Annotated in this window: 17 protein-coding genes; 2 read left to right on the forward strand and 15 right to left on the reverse strand. The window is 41.4% G+C overall.

Features of this window, described 5'->3' with window-relative positions:
* Nucleotides 1-72: 72 nt before the first annotated feature.
* Genes ftsZ through HPE56_RS12055 form a run of 13 tightly spaced genes read right to left on the reverse strand, consistent with a single transcriptional unit; the run spans nt 73 to nt 15,489 of the window.
* A complete protein-coding gene (ftsZ, locus tag HPE56_RS11995; protein ID WP_188244002.1) occupies nt 73-1,980 on the reverse strand; it encodes a cell division protein FtsZ in 1,908 nt (635 codons plus the stop codon).
* A gap of 49 nt (nt 1,981-2,029) precedes the next feature.
* On the reverse strand, nt 2,030-3,352 hold the full coding sequence (gene ftsA / locus HPE56_RS12000) for a cell division protein FtsA (RefSeq protein ID WP_188244003.1): 1,323 nt from the start codon (nt 3,350-3,352) through the stop codon (nt 2,030-2,032).
* A gap of 7 nt (nt 3,353-3,359) precedes the next feature.
* On the reverse strand, nt 3,360-4,079 hold the full coding sequence (locus HPE56_RS12005; RefSeq protein ID WP_188244004.1) for a cell division protein FtsQ/DivIB: 720 nt from the start codon (nt 4,077-4,079) through the stop codon (nt 3,360-3,362).
* Complete coding sequence (gene murC / locus HPE56_RS12010) at nt 4,069-5,421, reverse strand: UDP-N-acetylmuramate--L-alanine ligase (RefSeq protein WP_188244005.1); 1,353 nt, start codon at nt 5,419-5,421, stop codon at nt 4,069-4,071. Before murC ends, HPE56_RS12005 begins: the two co-directional genes overlap by 11 nt.
* Nucleotides 5,422-6,555: an undecaprenyldiphospho-muramoylpentapeptide beta-N-acetylglucosaminyltransferase gene (gene murG / locus HPE56_RS12015; protein WP_188244006.1), complete on the reverse strand. Its 1,134-nt coding sequence runs from the start codon at nt 6,553-6,555 to the stop codon at nt 5,422-5,424.
* Between the two features lie 10 nt (nt 6,556-6,565).
* Nucleotides 6,566-7,759 (reverse strand): FtsW/RodA/SpoVE family cell cycle protein, encoded by a 1,194-nt coding sequence (locus HPE56_RS12020; protein WP_188244007.1) that lies wholly within the window; start codon nt 7,757-7,759, stop codon nt 6,566-6,568.
* Between the two features lie 2 nt (nt 7,760-7,761).
* Nucleotides 7,762-9,096, reverse strand: a complete 1,335-nt coding sequence (gene murD / locus HPE56_RS12025) for a UDP-N-acetylmuramoyl-L-alanine--D-glutamate ligase (RefSeq protein ID WP_188244008.1) — start codon at nt 9,094-9,096, stop codon at nt 7,762-7,764.
* The gene (mraY, locus tag HPE56_RS12030) at nt 9,097-10,317 is read right to left on the reverse strand and encodes a phospho-N-acetylmuramoyl-pentapeptide-transferase (protein ID WP_188244009.1); all 1,221 of its coding nucleotides are present in this window, start codon (nt 10,315-10,317) and stop codon (nt 9,097-9,099) included.
* A gap of 20 nt (nt 10,318-10,337) precedes the next feature.
* The gene (locus HPE56_RS12035) at nt 10,338-11,801 is read right to left on the reverse strand and encodes a UDP-N-acetylmuramoyl-L-alanyl-D-glutamate--2,6-diaminopimelate ligase (RefSeq protein WP_188244010.1); all 1,464 of its coding nucleotides are present in this window, start codon (nt 11,799-11,801) and stop codon (nt 10,338-10,340) included.
* A complete protein-coding gene (locus tag HPE56_RS12040) occupies nt 11,798-13,804 on the reverse strand; it encodes a penicillin-binding protein (protein ID WP_188244011.1) in 2,007 nt (668 codons plus the stop codon). Before HPE56_RS12040 ends, HPE56_RS12035 begins: the two co-directional genes overlap by 4 nt.
* Nucleotides 13,804-14,124, reverse strand: coding sequence for an FtsL-like putative cell division protein (locus tag HPE56_RS12045; protein WP_109652578.1), 321 nt, complete (start codon nt 14,122-14,124; stop codon nt 13,804-13,806). The genes HPE56_RS12040 and HPE56_RS12045 overlap by 1 nt, the downstream gene beginning before the upstream one ends.
* 8 nt (nt 14,125-14,132) lie before the next feature.
* Nucleotides 14,133-15,026, reverse strand: a complete 894-nt coding sequence (gene rsmH / locus HPE56_RS12050; protein ID WP_188244012.1) for a 16S rRNA (cytosine(1402)-N(4))-methyltransferase RsmH — start codon at nt 15,024-15,026, stop codon at nt 14,133-14,135.
* Entirely contained in the window at nt 15,016-15,489 is a 474-nt protein-coding gene (locus tag HPE56_RS12055) for a division/cell wall cluster transcriptional repressor MraZ (protein ID WP_188244013.1), read from the reverse strand. Before HPE56_RS12055 ends, rsmH begins: the two co-directional genes overlap by 11 nt.
* A gap of 258 nt (nt 15,490-15,747) precedes the next feature.
* Between HPE56_RS12055 and HPE56_RS12060 the strand changes: the two genes are divergently transcribed.
* Both HPE56_RS12060 and yihA read left to right on the forward strand, forming a co-directional pair.
* Nucleotides 15,748-16,512: an alpha/beta fold hydrolase gene (locus tag HPE56_RS12060; protein ID WP_188244014.1), complete on the forward strand. Its 765-nt coding sequence runs from the start codon at nt 15,748-15,750 to the stop codon at nt 16,510-16,512.
* 11 nt (nt 16,513-16,523) lie between these two features.
* The gene (gene yihA / locus HPE56_RS12065) at nt 16,524-17,138 is read left to right on the forward strand and encodes a ribosome biogenesis GTP-binding protein YihA/YsxC (RefSeq protein ID WP_188244015.1); all 615 of its coding nucleotides are present in this window, start codon (nt 16,524-16,526) and stop codon (nt 17,136-17,138) included.
* Nucleotides 17,139-17,143: 5 nt separating this feature from the next.
* Here yihA and HPE56_RS12070 read toward each other — a convergent pair whose 3' ends face one another.
* Together HPE56_RS12070 and HPE56_RS12075 are read right to left on the reverse strand one after the other, a co-directional pair.
* On the reverse strand, nt 17,144-17,512 hold the full coding sequence (locus HPE56_RS12070) for a GTPase (RefSeq protein ID WP_317173201.1): 369 nt from the start codon (nt 17,510-17,512) through the stop codon (nt 17,144-17,146).
* A gap of 136 nt (nt 17,513-17,648) precedes the next feature.
* Nucleotides 17,649-18,977 (reverse strand): ATP-dependent 6-phosphofructokinase, encoded by a 1,329-nt coding sequence (locus tag HPE56_RS12075; protein ID WP_188244017.1) that lies wholly within the window; start codon nt 18,975-18,977, stop codon nt 17,649-17,651.
* Between the last annotated feature and the right edge of the window lie 190 nt (nt 18,978-19,167).

Raw genomic sequence — 19,167 nt, forward strand, 5'->3', positions numbered from 1 at the left:
CCTACGAAGATAAAAAAATAAACCCGAAAATTGGAGAAGTTTCGGGTTTAAAGCAGGCTGTTCAACATGTGGTTAATCCACGTTATCGTGCAAAAATGAGTTATTGGAACGCAATTGGATGTCTTCATTGCTATCCTCGCTCAAAGTTGTTCTTGAAACTTTATTCTGAATGGGTTTATCATTTAAACTAACACCTTGACGCTTGTAAGCAGGCTCCTTTTCAATCTCATCGATATTACTCAGATTGTTTTGGAATTTGTAGTTGAAATCCTTTAATTTTCTTCTGCGCTCATCGGCACGTTGCTTTAACAATTCCTCAATTGGACTATCCATAGGATCTGTTTCCTCAACCTGCTGTGGAGCGGTTTTTATGGTTCTCTTTTGAAAGACCAACTCATCCTCGATAATTTTAGGCTCGAACTCCTCTGCCTTTGATTTGGCACCTGTCAATTGATTTTCCAACTCCATATAGTCATCAAGACTATAACGAGTCTCACCTTCCTTACTGTATTCTAAAACAGGAATAACCTCTACATGACCATTAACATCCATGTCCTTTACTTCATCATCCAAATTAAAGGTAATGACATTGGCGTTTTCCTCTTCATTCTTTGTATCGTTCAAGGGCATATCAAAACTAATGGCAAACTGATCTTCTTCCTTTTTGGTTGAAACAACTTCAGGCTCCACTACTTCAATGTCATTGATCGTATCCTTGGCCTCAAAGATGACAAAATCATCCTCCGAAACATTTTTCGCAACGACTTCCTCATAGAAAACATTGAAATTCCTGATATAATTCGTAGTTGGAATCAAATCCAAACCATCACCTTCCTCAAATTCGAATTTAGCTTTCGGTTGGACAACTTCCTCCTCTTGATCCTCGACCAATTGGTGAACAATGTTCTGAGGTGTCAGATTCTGTACTGCCTTTTGTTCATCTTCCAACGTATGGATGATTTTTTTTGATTCCGTATTTACAATATCATCTTGTTGATCGATATTAAAACCCGTGGCAATAACAGTAACCGCGATGGCTTCCCCTAAGGAATCATCCTCACCAACACCCATGATGATGTTCGCACCATGACCGGCTTCACCTTGAATGTGATCATTGATCTCACCAATTTCATCTATAGTAATCTCCTGTGCCCCAGAAACGATCAACAGTAAAACATTCTTTGCCCCGGAAATTTTATTATCATTCAATAAAGGCGAATCCAGAGCCTTCATTATAGCCTCATTGGCCCTTGAAGAACCTGAAGCCATGGCAGAACCCATAATTGCCGTACCACTATTTGAAAGCACGGTTTTGGCATCACGTAAATCGATATTTTGTGTATAATGGTGGGTGATGACCTCGGCTATACCCCTTGCGGCGGTTGCCAATACTTCATCTGCTTTTGAGAAACCAGCCTTAAAACCTAAATTTCCGTATACTTCCCTTAATTTGTTATTATTGATGACGATGAGCGAGTCAACATTGGCACGTAATTTCTCAATACCCTTCTGGGCTTGATCACAGCGCATCTTTCCTTCAAATAGAAAAGGCATGGTTACGATACCCACAGTAAGAACATCCATTTCCTTAGCTTGCTTGGCAATAACAGGGGCAGCACCAGTACCTGTTCCCCCGCCCATACCAGCAGTTATGAATATCATTTTAGTGGTCGTATCCAACATGGCTTTAATATCCTCCATGCTTTCTATGGCAGCCTGTTCACCAACTTCGGGATTTGCACCCGCACCCAACCCTTCGGTCAAGGATACCCCTAATTGTATTTTGTTGGGAACCGGACTATTGTCCAAAGCTTGGGAATCGGTATTGCAGATGACGAAATCCACTCCGTTTATCCCTGCCTGGAACATGTGGTTAATGGCATTGCTACCTCCACCGCCAACGCCAATGACCTTAATTACATTGCTTTGGTTCTTGGGTAAATCAAAAGCGATACTATCCATTTCAGTGTTCTTGCTCATACTGTTTATATTACTGGTTTTTTTTATACGTGTTTATAGTTTCTAATCCTTATTCGGCATTGTCCAAGAAATCCTTCAATTTTTCAGACCATTTATCAAATACGGATTTTCGTTCCCTTGATTGTCTCTTGGAATTGGCGTTTTCCTCATCATGATCGGCCAATACCATTTCTTCCTCTTCTTCCGTTTGGTGGGACACCATTATCTTCACATCATTCTTCACAGCATTCATAAGCAATCCTACAGCCGTCGCATATAATGGGCTAGCCACCTCTTCATCCGTATCCCCGGCCAAGTGTTCATTGGGATACCCTATTCTTGTATCCATACCGGTGATATATTCCACCAATTGTTTAAGGTGGTTTAATTGACTACCCCCACCTGTGAGGACAATACCGGCAATCAATTTTTTCTTTTGTTCTTCGTGACCATAATTCTTTATCTCAACATACACCTGTTCGATAATCTCCACAACCCTGGCGTGAATGATCTTCGAAAGGTTTTTGAGTGTTATTTCCTTGGGTTCACGACCTCTTAATCCAGGAATTGAGACAATCTCATTGTCCTTATTTTCCCCTGGCCACGCCGATCCAAATTTGATTTTCAATAACTCGGCCTGCTTTTCTATGATCGAACAACCTTCTTTAATATCTTCGGTAATCACACCCCCACCAAACGGAATTACCGCTGTATGTCTGATAATACCATCTTTAAAAATCGCCAAATCAGTAGTGCCACCGCCTATATCGATCAAGGCAACACCGGCTTCTTTTTCTTCCTGACTTAAAACCGCATCCGATGAGGCCAATGGCTCCAAGGTAATCATACCTAGGTCCAAGCCCGCACTCTTAATACATCTGCCTACATTCTTTATGGACGAAACCTGTCCTACAACGACATGGAAATTGGCTTCCAACCGGCCACCATACATCCCAATCGGTTCTTTGATCTCGGCCTGACCGTCAACTTTATATTCCTGTGGCAATACATGAATTATTTCCTCCCCGGGAAGCATTACCAATTTATACACCTGATTACAAAGTCTATCCAAATCATCCTCATTGATCACCTCCTCAGAATCGGCCCTTGTGATATAGTCACTATGCTGTAAGCTTCTGATATGCTGACCAGCAATACCGACCACTACGGAACCAATTTTCAATCCCGAATTGATCTCAGCCTGTTCAACGGCCTGTTGTATGGATTTTATGGTTTGTGTGATATTATTGACCACACCCCGGTGCACGCCCAAACTCTTTGACCTACCGATACCCAGTATTTCAATCTTCCCATATTCGTTTTCCTTACCGATTATGGCAACAATTTTTGTAGTTCCGATATCTAAACCAACTGAATATTTACCCTGTTCCATTTTTTAATTATATTTTGGTGCACACTACTTGATTGTTAAACTCCAGACTTACAATGTTATATTGTTCCAAGGTCTCATCCTTGTTCGCCTTCGTATAAAATGCCTTAAAGTTGTTGAATTTTTCCTCCAGATTATCTACGCCACCCAAGTTCACTACGAACTGCTCCATTCTAAACCTCAATTGATACTTCGCTTCACTCGCTATATGAATGCCTATTACATTTTTTCTTAAAAAATCATCTTTATTTATATATTTCAAAATTTCATAAACATCCTCGAGGCTTTTTCCCGTTACCTTTCCGGTAATAATTGGGACCCTCGCAGAATGACTCGTGGATAATGGCATACGATTTCCGTCATCATCCAGATAAAACTTCGATTCCCCTTCAATTCTTCCGATTGGCTTGCGCTGTACGATTTTCGTCGTAAGTCCCCCATTTACAGCAAGATAAACTTGGGCACTTTTAACCATTTCATTGGCCTCAACGACCTTCTCCATAGTATTCAAATCTAATTTTTCTTTAGACTCATTTACAAGGGGACCAAATTTTTGTATTAACAATTTATTAACCATGGCCTGAGTGATATATAGATTATGGTCACCGACGAATTCTATATTAAAATCATTCACTGTTTTCTGACCACTTCTGTGATTCGAAAATGCGTAAAGCCCAGTGATTACCACCAAAAGAGCTATAAACTTTATGTAGTTCCAATTAACCCGCATATTCCAATTCCTTTTTGATTTTCGAAACTTCCAATCCAATGTCCCCTGCCCCCATAGTCACCAAAACCTCAGGGTTCTGTAATTTTATTTCATCGATAAGTTTTGATTTCTCCACTAATTTCTTCATGGGGTTATCTATCATATTGAGCAACCATGAAGAAGTGACCCCTTCTATAGGTTCTTCCCGTGCCGGATAAATATCCAATAACACGATACTGTTGAATTGCGATAAACTCTTTGCGAAATCATCCGCAAAATCCTTTGTCCTTGAAAACAGGTGTGGTTGAAAAACAGCCAAAACCTTTTTATCGGGATGCATCTCTGAAATCGCATGAAAAACCGCATTTATCTCTGTAGGATGATGGGCATAATCATCGATGAACACAAAACCATCTTCCTTGATTTTATAAGAGAACCTCCGTTGCACCCCCTTAAATGACTGTAAGGCATTTGCCAAAAGCCTTGGCGAAACACCTGTCTCCGTAGCCATTGCAAATGCAACCAAGCCATTAAGCAGGTTATGTCTTCCTGGTTTATTGAACTTCACTCCTGTCAATGTCAATTCCGGAGTAACCAAATCAAAAATATAGGCTCCCTCCTGAACCCTAAGGTTTCTTATACAAAAATCCGAGTCATCTTCAATACCATAGGTAATGCCCTGTAAGGGTAAACCGTTACGTACATAAAGCTTTCCACCGGATTCCAATTTATCGGCAAATTCCCCGAAAGACCTTATTAGTTCGTCATTGCTGCCATAAATATCCAAGTGATCGGCATCCATTGAGGTAATACATGCAACATTGGGCTGCAACTGCAAAAACGAACGATCGTATTCATCAGCTTCCACTACGGAATATTCAGTCCCCTTAAACAGGAAGTTACTATCAAAATCTTCTGAAATACCACCCAAAAAAGCGGTAAACGAAGTTCCAACCTCATTGAGCAAATGCGCCAAGATACTTGAAGTTGTCGTTTTACCATGCGTACCCGCAACAGCAAAACAGAAGGTGTCCTTGGTAATGATACCCAGTACTTCGGACCGCTTCTTCACGGTAAATCCATGCTGTAAAAAATACTGGTATTCGGTATGACTATCCGGAACGGCAGGTGTATAGACAATCAAGGTGTTACTAGGGTCCATATACCTCTTATTAACGGAAGCGATATCATCGTTATAATGAATATGGATTCCCATTTCGGAAAGTGCCTCGGTGAGAGGGGTCTTGGTCTTATCGTACCCCGCAACACGCTTCTTAATGAACATAAAATAACGTGCCAGGGCAGACATACCAATGCCTCCCACCCCAATAAAATAAACGTTATGTATATCCTTTATAGTCATTTAGTCCCTTATCAATTTTTCAATTTCATCAACTATGGCGGCCGTTGCATTGGGCATGGCCAATTTCCTTATGTTATCCCCCAATTGTACTTGTTTTTCCTTTGACTGGAACATTTCCTGAAAAACCTCATCAAAGTTTGCGTCCAACTCTTTCTCCCCGACCATTATAGCGGCATTTTCACGAACCAAGGCCATGGCATTTTTTGTTTGATGATCCTCGGCAACATTGGGCGAAGGAATAAAAACCACCGGTTTACCTACAATACATAGTTCGGATACCGAACTTGCCCCTGCCCTTGATATAATAAAATCACCTACCGTATAGGCATAATCCATTCTATTCAGGAAATCAACAACCTTAACATCTTCCGCGTTGAACTTTTTATATTCTTCAAAATAGAGTTTACCACATTGCCATATCACCTGCACACCCAGTCCTTTGAAATAGTCCAACTTTTGCGCAATCAGTTGATTGATTCTCCTAGCTCCAAGACTTCCTCCCAAAACCAACAGGGTGGGTTTACCCATCCCCAATCCGAAAAAATCCAACGCCTCTTTTTTGTCTTTACCCAGCGTTACCAGGTCCCCACGTACGGGGTTTCCTGTTTTTACAATTTTCTCCGATGGAAAAAAAGCTTCCATACCATCATAGGCAACACAGATCTTAGCGACCTTATCCTTCAATAATTTATTGGTGATTCCTGCGTAAGAGTTTTGTTCCTGTAAAACACAAGGTATTCCCCTACCGGAAGCCACCTTCAATAGGGGACCACTGGCAAACCCTCCCGTACCAACAACGGCATCGGGTTTGAATCTTGAGACTATTTTACCTGCTTTGAACAAACTACTAATCAATTTTATCGGAAACATTAAATTCTTAAGGGTCAGTTTCCTTTGCAACCCAGTAATCCATAATCCCTCAATGGTGTACCCAGCCTGGGGCACTTTCTCCATCTCCATCCTATCCTTGGCTCCAACGAACAGAAACTCAGCCTTAGGGTGTCTTTTTTTCAACTCATTCGCTATGGCGATTGCAGGATATATATGTCCGCCAGTTCCCCCGCCCGATAATATAAACCTGAGCGCTTTAACCGGGTTATCCCCATTTACCACATTATGTTCTGTTGAACCCATATAACCAGTTCTATAATTGTCCGCTTAATATTTCCAAAGGATTCGCTTCATCAACATTCTTATTTTCCTGAACCTCATACTTTCTGCTCGCACTCAACACTATCCCTATGGCCAAACAAGTCATCCAACTTGATGTACCCCCACTACTGATCAATGGCAAGGTCTGTCCGGTAACCGGAAACAACTCTACCGCTACGGCCATATTTATCATGGCCTGAAAGACAATAGGCAAACCTACCCCCAGCACCAGTAATTTTCCAAACACCGAATGATTACCGTTGGCCACCACCACGATGCGAAACAACAACAGCAAATAGAAGAACATGAGCACAAAACCACCGAGCAAGCCGTATTCCTCAACGATTATTGCATAGATAAAATCTGAGGAACTCTGGGGTAAAAAGTTTTTTTGGACACTTTTTCCCGCTCCTTTACCAATTACACCCCCAGAGGCTATTGCAATCTTGGCCCTCTCAATTTGATAATCAGCCTCAGTATCTTCCGGATTTGCAAAACTCTCGATCCGACTGATCCAGGTATCAACACGATTGGGAAACAAATCAGGCACCGCCTTGGCCGTTAAAATGAACAGGGTGAGGCTTAATATTCCCACACCCACAATTCCCAGTATATATTTTATGGGATATCCCCCTAAAAAACACAACAGGAGCACCATGGAAAAGATAATGGCAGCCGTGGAAAAATTCGCAGGCAATACAAGTACTACAACCAAGAATACCGGAATCCAAAGCGGCAAAATACTTTCTTGGAAGGTCACCACCTTATCCTTGATCTTGGATAAGTACCGCGCTACATAGATCATTAAGACCACAGCAGCCAAGTTGGATGTCTGAAAGGTGATACCCACTAGGGGTATACGAATCCATCTACTGGCATTGGCCCCATCGATTGTGGTTCCTTGTGCCAAAGTGAATATCAACAATACCAAAACTATGGGCATAGCAATCAATGATAAGCCCTTAAAAAAATGGACTGGAATTTTATGTACCCCATATATAATTCCAAAACCTAAAAACAATAGAAAAGCATGTTTTACCAAATGTCCGCCAGTGGTACCATTACCAACGACATACACCAAATTACTACTGGCGCTATAGACAGGTAAAAATGAAAATAAGGCCAAAAGCGACACTACGGCCCAAATGGTTTTATCCCCTTCTATATTTTTAATAAAATCCAACACGTTTATAAATTTTTAATCGCTTCCTTAAACTGGTTTCCCCTGTCCTCGTAATTTTTGAACAAATCAAAACTTGCACAGGCCGGGGACAATAAAACAGTATCGCCTCGTTCTGCTATTTTATACGCCACCTTCACTGCTTCTTCCATAGCGTAGGTTTCCACCAATAAATCGACGACATTGCCAAATGCATCAACAATCTTCGAATTATCGGAACCCAAACAAATAATGGCTTTCACCTTTTCCCTTACCAAGGGCATCAACTCCTTGTAATTGTTCCCTTTGTCAACCCCTCCAACTATCCAAACCGTTGGCGAACTCATGCTATCCAACGCAAAATAGGTAGCGTTTACATTCGTGGCCTTGGAGTCATTGATGTACTGCACATGCTGAATTTTCAGCACCTTTTCCAATCGATGTTCCGCTCCTTGGAAATTGGCTACACAATCCCGTATGGTCTGCTTTCGTATCCCTACAAGTTTGGCCGCCAATGAAGCCGCCATGGTATTCTTTAAATTGTGTTTTCCTTCCAGTGCCAATGTGCTCGTTTTCATTTTTATTATCTCGTTATTTATCTTAATCACTATTTCATTGTTCTTTAAAAATGCCCCTTGATCCAATTCCTTTTGAATAGAAAATGGCATTACTATGGATTTGACCGGGTGCTTGGCCAGCCAAGACACGATTACCTCATCATCGGCATCGTAAATCAGAAAATCCTCATTCGTCTGGTTCTTTGCTATCCTGAATTTAGAAGCCACATAATTCTCAAATTGATAATCGTAGCGATCTAAATGATCAGGAGTAATGTTCGTCAAAATGGCTATATGTGGCTTAAAATCAACGATGCCGTCCAACTGAAAACTACTTATTTCCAAAACATAGCACTCGCATGCCTTTTCAGCCACCATCTTGGCAAAACTATCGCCAATATTACCCGCCATACCAACATTTAAACCGTCTCCCTTTAAAATATGGTGGGTGAGCATTGTCGTTGTGGTCTTCCCATTACTCCCCGTAATCCCGATGATCGTCGCATCGGTATATGGTGATGCAAATTCAATCTCGGAAACAACAGGTATGCCTTTACCTACCAGTTCAACAATCAAGGAAACCGTATCGGGTATACCTGGGCTTTTCATAACCACATCGGCATTCAATATTTTTTCCTTGGAATGTTTTTTCTCTTCCCAATCAATCCCATAATGTTCAAGAACGTTCTTATATTCTTGCTTTATTTCACCTTTATCCGAAACAAAGACTTCATATCCTTTCCTTAATCCCAAAATAGCGGTACCTACCCCACTTTCCCCTCCACCAAGGATTACCAAACGCGCCATTTAGCGTATTTTTAGGGTAACAACCGTTATAATGGCAAGCATGATCCCTACAATCCAGAAACGGGTAACGATCTTACTTTCATGGTATCCCCTTTTCTGATAATGATGATGTAGTGGGGCCATCAAGAATATTCGCTTCCCTTCCCCCAACTTTTTCTTGGTGTATTTAAAATATCCTACCTGTAACATCACGGAAATAGATTCTGCGAAGAATATTCCACATAATACAGGGATCAACAATTCCTTACGTATGATTATCGCTATAACAGCGATGACCCCACCAATTGTCAAACTTCCCGTGTCTCCCATAAATACCGTGGCAGGGAAGGCATTGTACCAGAGGAAACCGACCAAGGCCCCTACAAATGCCGTTACAAAAACCAACAATTCACCAACGCCGGTGATATACATGATATCCAAGTAGTCCGAAAAAATGATATTACCCGACACCCAAGTAAAAATACCTAGGGTAAAAACGATTATTGCCGATGTACCCGCTGCCAAGCCATCTATACCATCGGTAAGATTGGCCCCATTTGAAACGGCAGTGACAATCAAAATGATCATAGGAATGAAAATCAACCAAACATAATCCTTTGCGCCCTCACCGGCCCATGCGATAAGGTTGCCATAATCGAACTCATTGTTCTTTATAAATGGAACCGTTGTCTTTGTTGATTTGATATCCATACCTTTTATATGCTCTACTTCATATTGCTTGGTGATGATACTTTTGTCATGATCACGCATGGTTACTTGAGGGTGGAAATACAGCGTGGCACCCACAATCAGACCCAAAACCACTTGACCTAAAATCTTAAATTTTCCTTTGAGCCCTTTTTTGTCTTTTTTAAATATTTTGATGTAATCATCTATAAAACCAATGACCCCCATCCATAGGGTAGTCACGATCAAAAGGATGACATAAACATTGAGGATATCGGCAAACAACAATACCGGAATCAAAGTCGCCATAATGATAATCAAACCTCCCATCGTCGGGGTACCTGCTTTTTGTTCCTGACCTTGCAATCCTAAATCCCGTATACTTTCCCCAATTTGCTTACGTTGCAACATGAGAATCACTTTTTTACCGTATACAGTGGCGATAACCAAAGAAAAAAGAATGGCCATGACCGCCCTAAAGGAAATAAAACCAAATAGGCTTGCCCCTGGCAACTGGTATTCTTTTTCTAAGTAGTCAAACAAATAGTATAACATTCCTGGTATGCTTAATTCAATTATTTATCCAATGCCTTTAATACTTCCCGTACTATTTTAAAATCATCAAAATCTATCCGTTCCCCATTGGTTTCCTGATAGGTTTCATGCCCTTTCCCCGCGATTAGGATAATATCCTTGGGAAGCGCCAATTGACATGCCGTTTTAATGGCCTGTTTACGATTTTCTATGGACAATATCTTCCTGACATTCTGAGGTTCTACCCCAGCTTCCATTTCCTCTATGATCAACGTGGGTGATTCCGATCTCGGGTTGTCCGAAGTGAAAATGGTTTTGCTACTCAATTGTGAAGCGATTTTGCCCATTACCGGACGCTTAGACTTGTCTCGGTCGCCACCACACCCCACAACGGTGATGACGTTTTCATTTCCAGTCCTCAATGTGTCAATTGTCTCGAGCACATTTTTTAAGGCGTCCGGCGTATGGGCATAATCCACTATTGCCGTAATTTTTTCCTTTGATATAAAATATTGGAACCTGCCGTCCACATTATCCAATTCACTCAACAAACGAAGTGTTTCCAATTTTTCAAGACCCAATAGGTCTGCCGTGGCATAAATAGCCAAGACGTTATAGGCATTGAAACTGCCGATAAGTTTGGTCCATAACTGATCTTCATCTATCCTCAACAGTTGGCCATCGAATTGACTTTCCAAAATCTGTGCCCTATAATCCGCATAGGATTTTAAGGCATAGGTAAATTTTCTGGCCTTGGTATTCTGCAACATTACCGACCCATTCTTATCGTCGATATTGGTCAATGCAAACGCCTTCTTGGACAAATTGTCGAACAAGGACTTTTTAGTATCTCGATAATCGGCAAAGGTTTTATGGTAATCCAAATGATCATGGGTGAGATTGGTGAAAATAGCACCTTCAAACACCAAACCTTCCGTTCTTTTCTGATGGATCCCATGGGAACTCACCTCCATAAAACAAAACTCAACACCTTCGACACTCATAAGCGCCAAGTGCTCATTGATGGCCAGTGCATCCGGAGTGGTATGGCTTGTCGCATATTCCTTATCATCGACCATGATTTTTATGGTAGATATCAATCCAACCTTAAAACCGGTTTTTTTGAACAACCTATACAAAAGACTACTAATGGTCGTTTTACCATTGGTTCCGGTAATACCCACCAATTTCAAGTTCTTCGATGGGTTGCCATAATAATTGGAAGCCATTATGGCCAGCGCCTTGTTTCCATTGTCTACCTCAACATAGGTCACCCCATCCACTATTTGTTCGGGCATGGTTTCGCAAACAATGCATACCGCCCCCGAATCAATAGCCTTTTCTATATATTTATGACCATCTGTCAATGTTCCCTTTATCGCAACAAAAACATCATCCAACCCCACTTTTCGCGAATCGAAAGTAATGGCATTGACCATGGTATTAGTGGAACCACTAACTGCCGAGAGGCTAACCCCGAATAATATGTCTTTTAATAAATTCACGAAAGTTCCAGTATTATTTTTTCAACTTTACTAATATCCGTCCCTTGGGAGATGGATTGTTTCTTTACCTTGCCATTGCCTTTAACCTCCACGGTTATCCCAAGATTTTCAAGAATAGAGATGGCATCCATACCACTCATCCCTTTTACGTTAGGCACTTTCTTGTATTTTTTTTGGGCTTCGGCATAATACTTCTGATACGATTGCTCCAATTGTTCATCCTCCCCCTTCATCATTTCCACCTCATCGATCAAAGGATTGGTGGCATATACTTTTTGTGCAACGGATTTAAAAACCGGACCGGAAACATCAGCCCCGTAATACCCCACACTTTTATCGGGCTCATGAATGACTACGATACAGGAGTACTTAGGCTCCTCTGCCGGGAAATACCCCGCAAAGGTTGAAATATACTTTAGTTTGTCTGGATCCTTTGAAACATAATCCTTCTGTGCAGTACCAGTTTTTCCGGCCATTGAAAAATTCGGGGAATACAACCTATGCCCGGTACCGTGTTTTTTCTCAACCACATCCTTCAACAACTGTTGCACTTTGGCCACTGTTTCCTTCGAACATATCGAAGGGTTGATGACTTCCTTCTCAAATTTCACAACCGTCCTGTCCCATTCCTTTACCTCTTTGATCAACCGTGGCTTCACCATTTCCCCATCATTGGCAATGGCATTATAAAACGTTAAGACCTGTAAGGGTGTCATTGAAATCTCATAACCATAGGCCATTTGCGCCAATGAAAGTCCCGACCATCCCTTATCGCCCGGAGATCGCAATACCGGCTTACCCTCTCCTTTTATGGGCAGCCCCAACTCGGTCCCGATTCCCATATTAAGAAGATGATTTACATATCTTGAAGGATTCTCCTTATATCCATTGTGAATGGTTTTCGCAAAGGCCGTATTCGAAGAAACCTCAAAAGCCTTGGCAATTGAAATTTTTCCATAACCCCCATGTTTGGAATCCTTAACCCTATGATTATAAATTTTCCAATATCCCTTTTCAGTATCAACAACCGAACTGGTATCGATGACCTTATCGTCCAAAGCCGCGACCAAATTCATTAGTTTAAATGTAGACCCTGGTTCATGGGATTCACCAATAGCGTAGTTCAGGCGCTCGTAATACCTGCCTTCCTGGGTTCTACCTAAATTGGAAATAGCCTTTACCTCACCTGTTTCGGTCTCCATGACTATTACGGTGCCGTGATCGGCCTTATAATGTTCCAGTTGCCTTAACAAGGCATGATGGGCAATATCCTGTATATTGATATCTATTGTTGAAATAACGTCGTAGCCATCTTTTGGCTCAACGATATTGTCCATACCTATGGGCTTCCATTGACCTTTGGCAATTTTTTGCTTTAAACGCTTACCCTCTACCCCTCTTAGGTATTGACCAAAAGCCCCCTCAAGACCTACGCGGGTATAATATCCGTTTTCATCCTTGCGCTCATAACCTACACTACGTTCAGCAATTTTTCCTAAAGGGTGTTCCCGAACCGTTTTTTGTTCAACGATCAAGCCTCCCTTATAAGGTCCTTTGCGCAACAACGGAAAATCCTTCACATCCATATATTCTGAATAATCCAGATTGCGCACCAGTAGGGTATACCTGTTTTTATTGGCCTTGGCCTTACGTAAAAGTTGTTGGTAATGGGACGATGATTTTCCCGTAAGTTTTGCAAGTGCTTCGGAAAGCGGTTTCACATTTGCCTTAAAATCAGCATCACTAACCGTCACCGCGTCAAAGCGTATGGTGTATTTCGAAACTGAAGTAGCCAACAAACTACCATCGTCGGAATACAGGTTACCCCGGTTCGGGGCAATCGTAAACATTCGTTCGGTGCGCTTATGCGCCAGGTCCCTGTACTTATCGCCATGAACCAGCTGAATACTCACCAACTTAAAGAGCACAGCACATGCGAACAGGAAAAGAAATCCCGCCACAATGTATAATCTGTTCAATATGCTCTTTTCGGTAACTGCCATTACTCCTTAACTGATTTTACCTTTATTTTTTTGGGTGGTGTCTCCGAGGGAAACAACCCTTTACTTTCAACAATTTTCGTGATTGTGGATTCCAACTTTAAACGCTGTACATCCGAACGCAGATCCACGAATTCACTCCTGAGCTCCTTTACCTCCTCGTTCAAAGCCGCTATTTGATGCACTTTTCTATCGGCACTATGGGAGCTTCCTATCATAACCGTAGCCAAAAACGAAATAAAAATTATAAACAACCAATGTTTAGGAGCGTCACCGCTTACCAAAAACTTACCTCTGAGTACGTCTAAAATCCCTTTTTTCATTTATGTATTCAAATACGTTCCGCTATTCTTAATTTTGCACTTCGTGCCCTGTTATTCTTTACTATCTCTTCTTTCGACGGCACTATCAATGCTCCAACTTTTTTCAAGGGAACATCGATGTTCCCATATAAATCCTTTTCCGGCTCACCCTCGAAAAGTCCTGCCCTTATAAAACGTTTCACCAAGCGATCCTCGAGGGAATGATAACTAATGACACTCAATCTTCCTCCCGGGACCAACAATTCGGGTACCTGCACCAAGAACTCCTTGATTACCTCAATCTCCTGATTCACTTCTATACGAATCGCCTGATAGATCTGGGCCAGTATCTTATGCTCCTTATGTTTCGGCAAAAACCTTCCCAAAACCCCTTTTAATTGGGCCGAAGTCTTTATGGGTGCCTCTGCCCTGCTTTCTATGATCTTATTTGCCATGGCATTTGCATTTCGCAAATCACCATAATGAAACAAAACCCTTCTTAAATCATCGTACTGATAACCATTGACCACATCATAGGCCGAAACAAGTCCCTTTTGACTCATTCGCATATCCAGATCAGCGTCGAACCGGGTAGAAAACCCTCGGTCTGCCTTGTCGAACTGATGTGACGAAACCCCAAAATCAGCTAGAATACCATCTACTTTCCGAATGCCATAGAACTTTAAAAACTGTTTTATATACCTGAAATTCTCATTGATCAACACCAGCCTTTCATCATCAATCTTATTCACCAAGGCCTCTTCATCCTGATCAAATGCAAACAATTTCCCTTCAGGGCCAAGCCTTTCCAAGATCTCTTTGGAATGCCCACCTCCGCCGTAGGTTACATCCACATAAACCCCGTTTTGCTTGATGGCCAGGCCATCAACAGATTCTTTCAGAAGTACAGGGTTATGATACATCGGGAATATTTTCACCTAAACCACCCATTACATCCTCAGCCAAGACCTCAAATTCCTCATCGGTAATCTCAATGGCCTGCTCATAACTATCCTTATCCCATATTTCTATAATATCAACAGAAGGACTCAAGGCTATTTCCTTAACAATACCCGCTATCGACATTAAATTTTTGGGAATCAACAACCTACCCGCATTATCAATCTCCACCTCCTTGACACCCGCCATAAAAATCCGGATGAAATCATTGTTCTTTTTTACAAAGCGATTCAGTTTTTTGATCTTAAGCATCATCTCATCCCATTGGGACATAGGCCAAAGCTCCAAACATGCACCGCTCACCGAACGCTTTAGGACGAAGCCATCCTTCAAAACAGGCAAAAGCCTATTTTTTAGGGCAGATGGCAGCATTAACCTACCTTTGGCATCTGCTTTACAATAATATGCTTCGTTAAAATTTATCACGCTAAAGTGCTGGTTTCTCTATTTAAAACTCAAATATATAGAATTTATTACCACAATTTACCACTATTTACCACTTTGTTGATAAGTTCATACCTTTTGAACCCACATATAATCGCACCTTACCCGATTAATAGTTGGCTCCCATAGAAAAAACAATCACGACTTTGTATGCAGATATGCACTAAATACTAACGGAGCAATGGAGGCGTATTTTAAGGAATTGCCTATCTTTGTTCATTAAGACCAGAAGAATTCTTAATGGAAGAACAAATTATTATAGAGGGCAAATATCGATATATAGAGAAGGGAGAGGGAGTCCCCATTATTATTTTGCATGGTCTTATGGGAGGGTTGAGCAATTTCAGGGGTGTCTCTGAACATTTCCCCCCAAAAGGATACAAAGTATTGATTCCAGAACTTCCGATATACAGCATGCCGTTGTTGAAGACCAACGTCAAAAGTTTTGCCAAATACCTAGAAAGATTTATTGAGTTCAAGGGATTAAAGGATGTCATTCTTTTAGGGAACTCCCTTGGTGGACATATTGGCTTACTGCACACCAAACTATATCCTGATATGGTAAAGGCCTTGGTCATTACCGGTAGTTCAGGCCTATACGAAAGTGCTATGGGCGATGGTTATCCAAAACGCGGGGATTACGAATTCATAAAGAAAAAAGCGCAGGACGTATTTTACGATCCGGCAGTGGCTACCAAAGAGATTGTCGACGAGGTTTTCGCAACGGTCAATGACCGGGTTAAACTGGTAAAGACATTGGCAATCGCCAAAAGCGCCATTAGACACAACATGTCCAAGGATTTACCCAAGATGAATACACCGACATGTATAATTTGGGGAGAGAACGATTCTGTAACCCCCCCCAATGTCGCAAAGGAATTTCATGAACTGCTGCCCGACTCCGATCTTTTCTGGATCAAGAAATGCGGCCATGCCCCTATGATGGAGCATCCCGACCAATTTAACGACATTCTCGATGCTTGGTTAGAGAAACGGAATTTCTAAACCCATACCTTATGAAAATCAAGTCGGCCGACTTCGTTATGAGCAATTCAGATGTTGCCAAATGTCCGAATGAACCCCTACCCGAATATGCGTTCATTGGGCGGTCCAACGTAGGCAAATCATCCTTGATCAATATGTTGACCGAACGTAAAAGTTTGGCCAAAACTTCCGGTAGGCCTGGAAAAACACAACTCATCAACCATTTTAAAATCAATGGGAATTGGTTTTTAGTTGATTTACCCGGATATGGCTATGCCCGTGTTTCCAAAAGGGACAAAAAAACCTTTCAAAAATACATTACCGATTATTTCTTAAAGCGAGAACAATTGGTGAGTGCGTTTGTATTGGTCGACATTCGTCATTCACCCCAAAATATCGACATGGAGTTTATGGAATACTTGGGTGAGAATATGGTTCCATTCAGTATTGTATTCACCAAAGCCGATAAATTGAAACCTGCGATTATTGAAAAAAACGTAGCCAACTATTTAAAAGAATTGATGGCTGGGGCTTGGGAAGAAGCCCCTAACCATTTTGTAACCTCATCCTCCAAAAACATCGGCCGTGATGAGCTACTCATATACATCGACGAAATTAACCAACAGTACTTCAAGGAAAACAAATAGCGGTTTTATATCCGGCCTGTAATCAAGCGCATTAATCCTTCGGGACTTTCGAGTTTATCCAATTCATCCTTCGCAACAAGAACCTCAAAGCCACCTTTTGAGCCAATCAATACCACAGGGAAATTGAACTTATACCCAAACTTCGACGCATATAATGCCTTAAATTCGTCTTTGTGCAGAAACTCCATTTGCAATAGGGATTTCTCCCTGAATTCCTTCCATGCCTTCTTTTCCGAGAATACCCCATAGGTAATATCGCAAAGATTACATGCATACGTATCCGGGCTGAAAATTTTGTGTGCACTATCGAATATCTTATTGCGAATACCCGAATTGGCATTATAGATAAAGATCAATCTTTCTTGATCTGACACTCCCTTGTTTTTTGACTCCATAGGCTTATTGCTGTACCCTTTAGGTCTCTAAAAACAAAAAATACTTACAGCGTAAAAAAATAGGAAGCAGGCAAACCCAATAACAAAATCCTTCTACAAAAAGACAACCATGGTATTATCTCATTTCGAAGGGCTGCCCGGTACTTTCCAAAGCTGCAAACCAAAAACCACCTTCCATATTGATTTTTTTCCTAGTGCTGGTTACCGCCGTAATTGGAAGATAAACATACTGATTGTTCACCCTACCCACAACGAATTTTGTTTTACCGGCCATGGCACCATGCAAGGCATGATAGGCCAAACCACTACAAAATACGCTATCCCCAGGATTGGCAGGAGCACTTCTGATAATATAGCTAGGATCGATATATTTAATGGTCACCTCATAATCCAATTTCTTGAAGAAGGCTGAAATTTCACTTTTCAGTAAGAGCCCAATATCATCATGCTGTACATTTCCGGAAGCATCGGTAACTTTTTCTTGCCCGTCCTTATTGAATAAATTCTGACCCGCACCTTCTGCCACTACGATAACCGCGTGTTGTTTGGTGTCCAATCTTCTTCTGAGGGTTTCCAAAAATCCATTCTCCCCTTCCAGCTCAAAATGCATTTCAGGCACAAGGACAAAATTGACCACAGGCATTGAAATTGTCGCCGATGCAGCGATAAACCCACTGTCGCGACCCATAAGTTTTACAATGGCGATACCGTTGTAAGCACCTGTCGCTTCATTATGCGCATCCCTGATAATCGGGCTGGCCACATGATAGGCGGTTTCAAAACCAAATGTTTTGTCTATGATACTGACATCATTGTCAATAGTCTTGGGAATACCGATGATCGAAATATTCAATCCCCGCTTGGCAATTTCCTCGCCAATGGCATTGGCACCTTTCAACGTGCCGTCACCTCCGATGGCGAACAACATGTCTATTCCATTATCATATAGGGTGTCTACCATGGCACTTACGTCCTGACCCCCTCTTGAAGAACCCAAGATGGTTCCCCCAAACTGATGTATATCTTTTACGTATTCCGGAGTTAAATCCACAAAACCATGACCATAAGAAGGAATCAAACCTTCATAACCATAACGCACCCCTAGTATTTCCTTAACCTCATAAAAATAATGCAATCCCATGACCAAACTACGTATCACATTATTGATCCCAGGACACAAACCACCACAGGTAACTATGGCTGCTTTGGTCTTTTTCGTATTGAAGTATATCTTTTCCCTAGGACCTGCTTTCTCAAGAGCAACAGGTTCCTGTTCGCCCTTGATGCAATTATTGTGGTCATTTAGAGAGATGTATCGTAAAACCCTATCCTTATCGGTAACAAAGTTAAAGATATCATCACCCTTCCTTTTACTTAATCCCAAAGGCGATTCATATTGTGCTTCGCCTAAAACATCGATATCAAATTTCTCTACGTCTTCCATATTTCGATAGTTTATTGTTGTAACTAAAACAAGCTTCAAAAGTACTACAATTGCTCAAAATTAACGCACTGAATCAAGTCAATCTTATACTAAATTTTGCTTTTTTTTGAGGTTTTTGGGCATAAGTAGAATGCACATAACTAAAACGCATTAGCACTATAGACCGATAACCCCTTCCAAAATCGGCAAT

The organism is Maribacter aquimaris (genome assembly GCF_014596745.1).
Taxonomy (GTDB): Bacteria; Bacteroidota; Bacteroidia; order Flavobacteriales; family Flavobacteriaceae; genus Maribacter_A; species Maribacter_A aquimaris.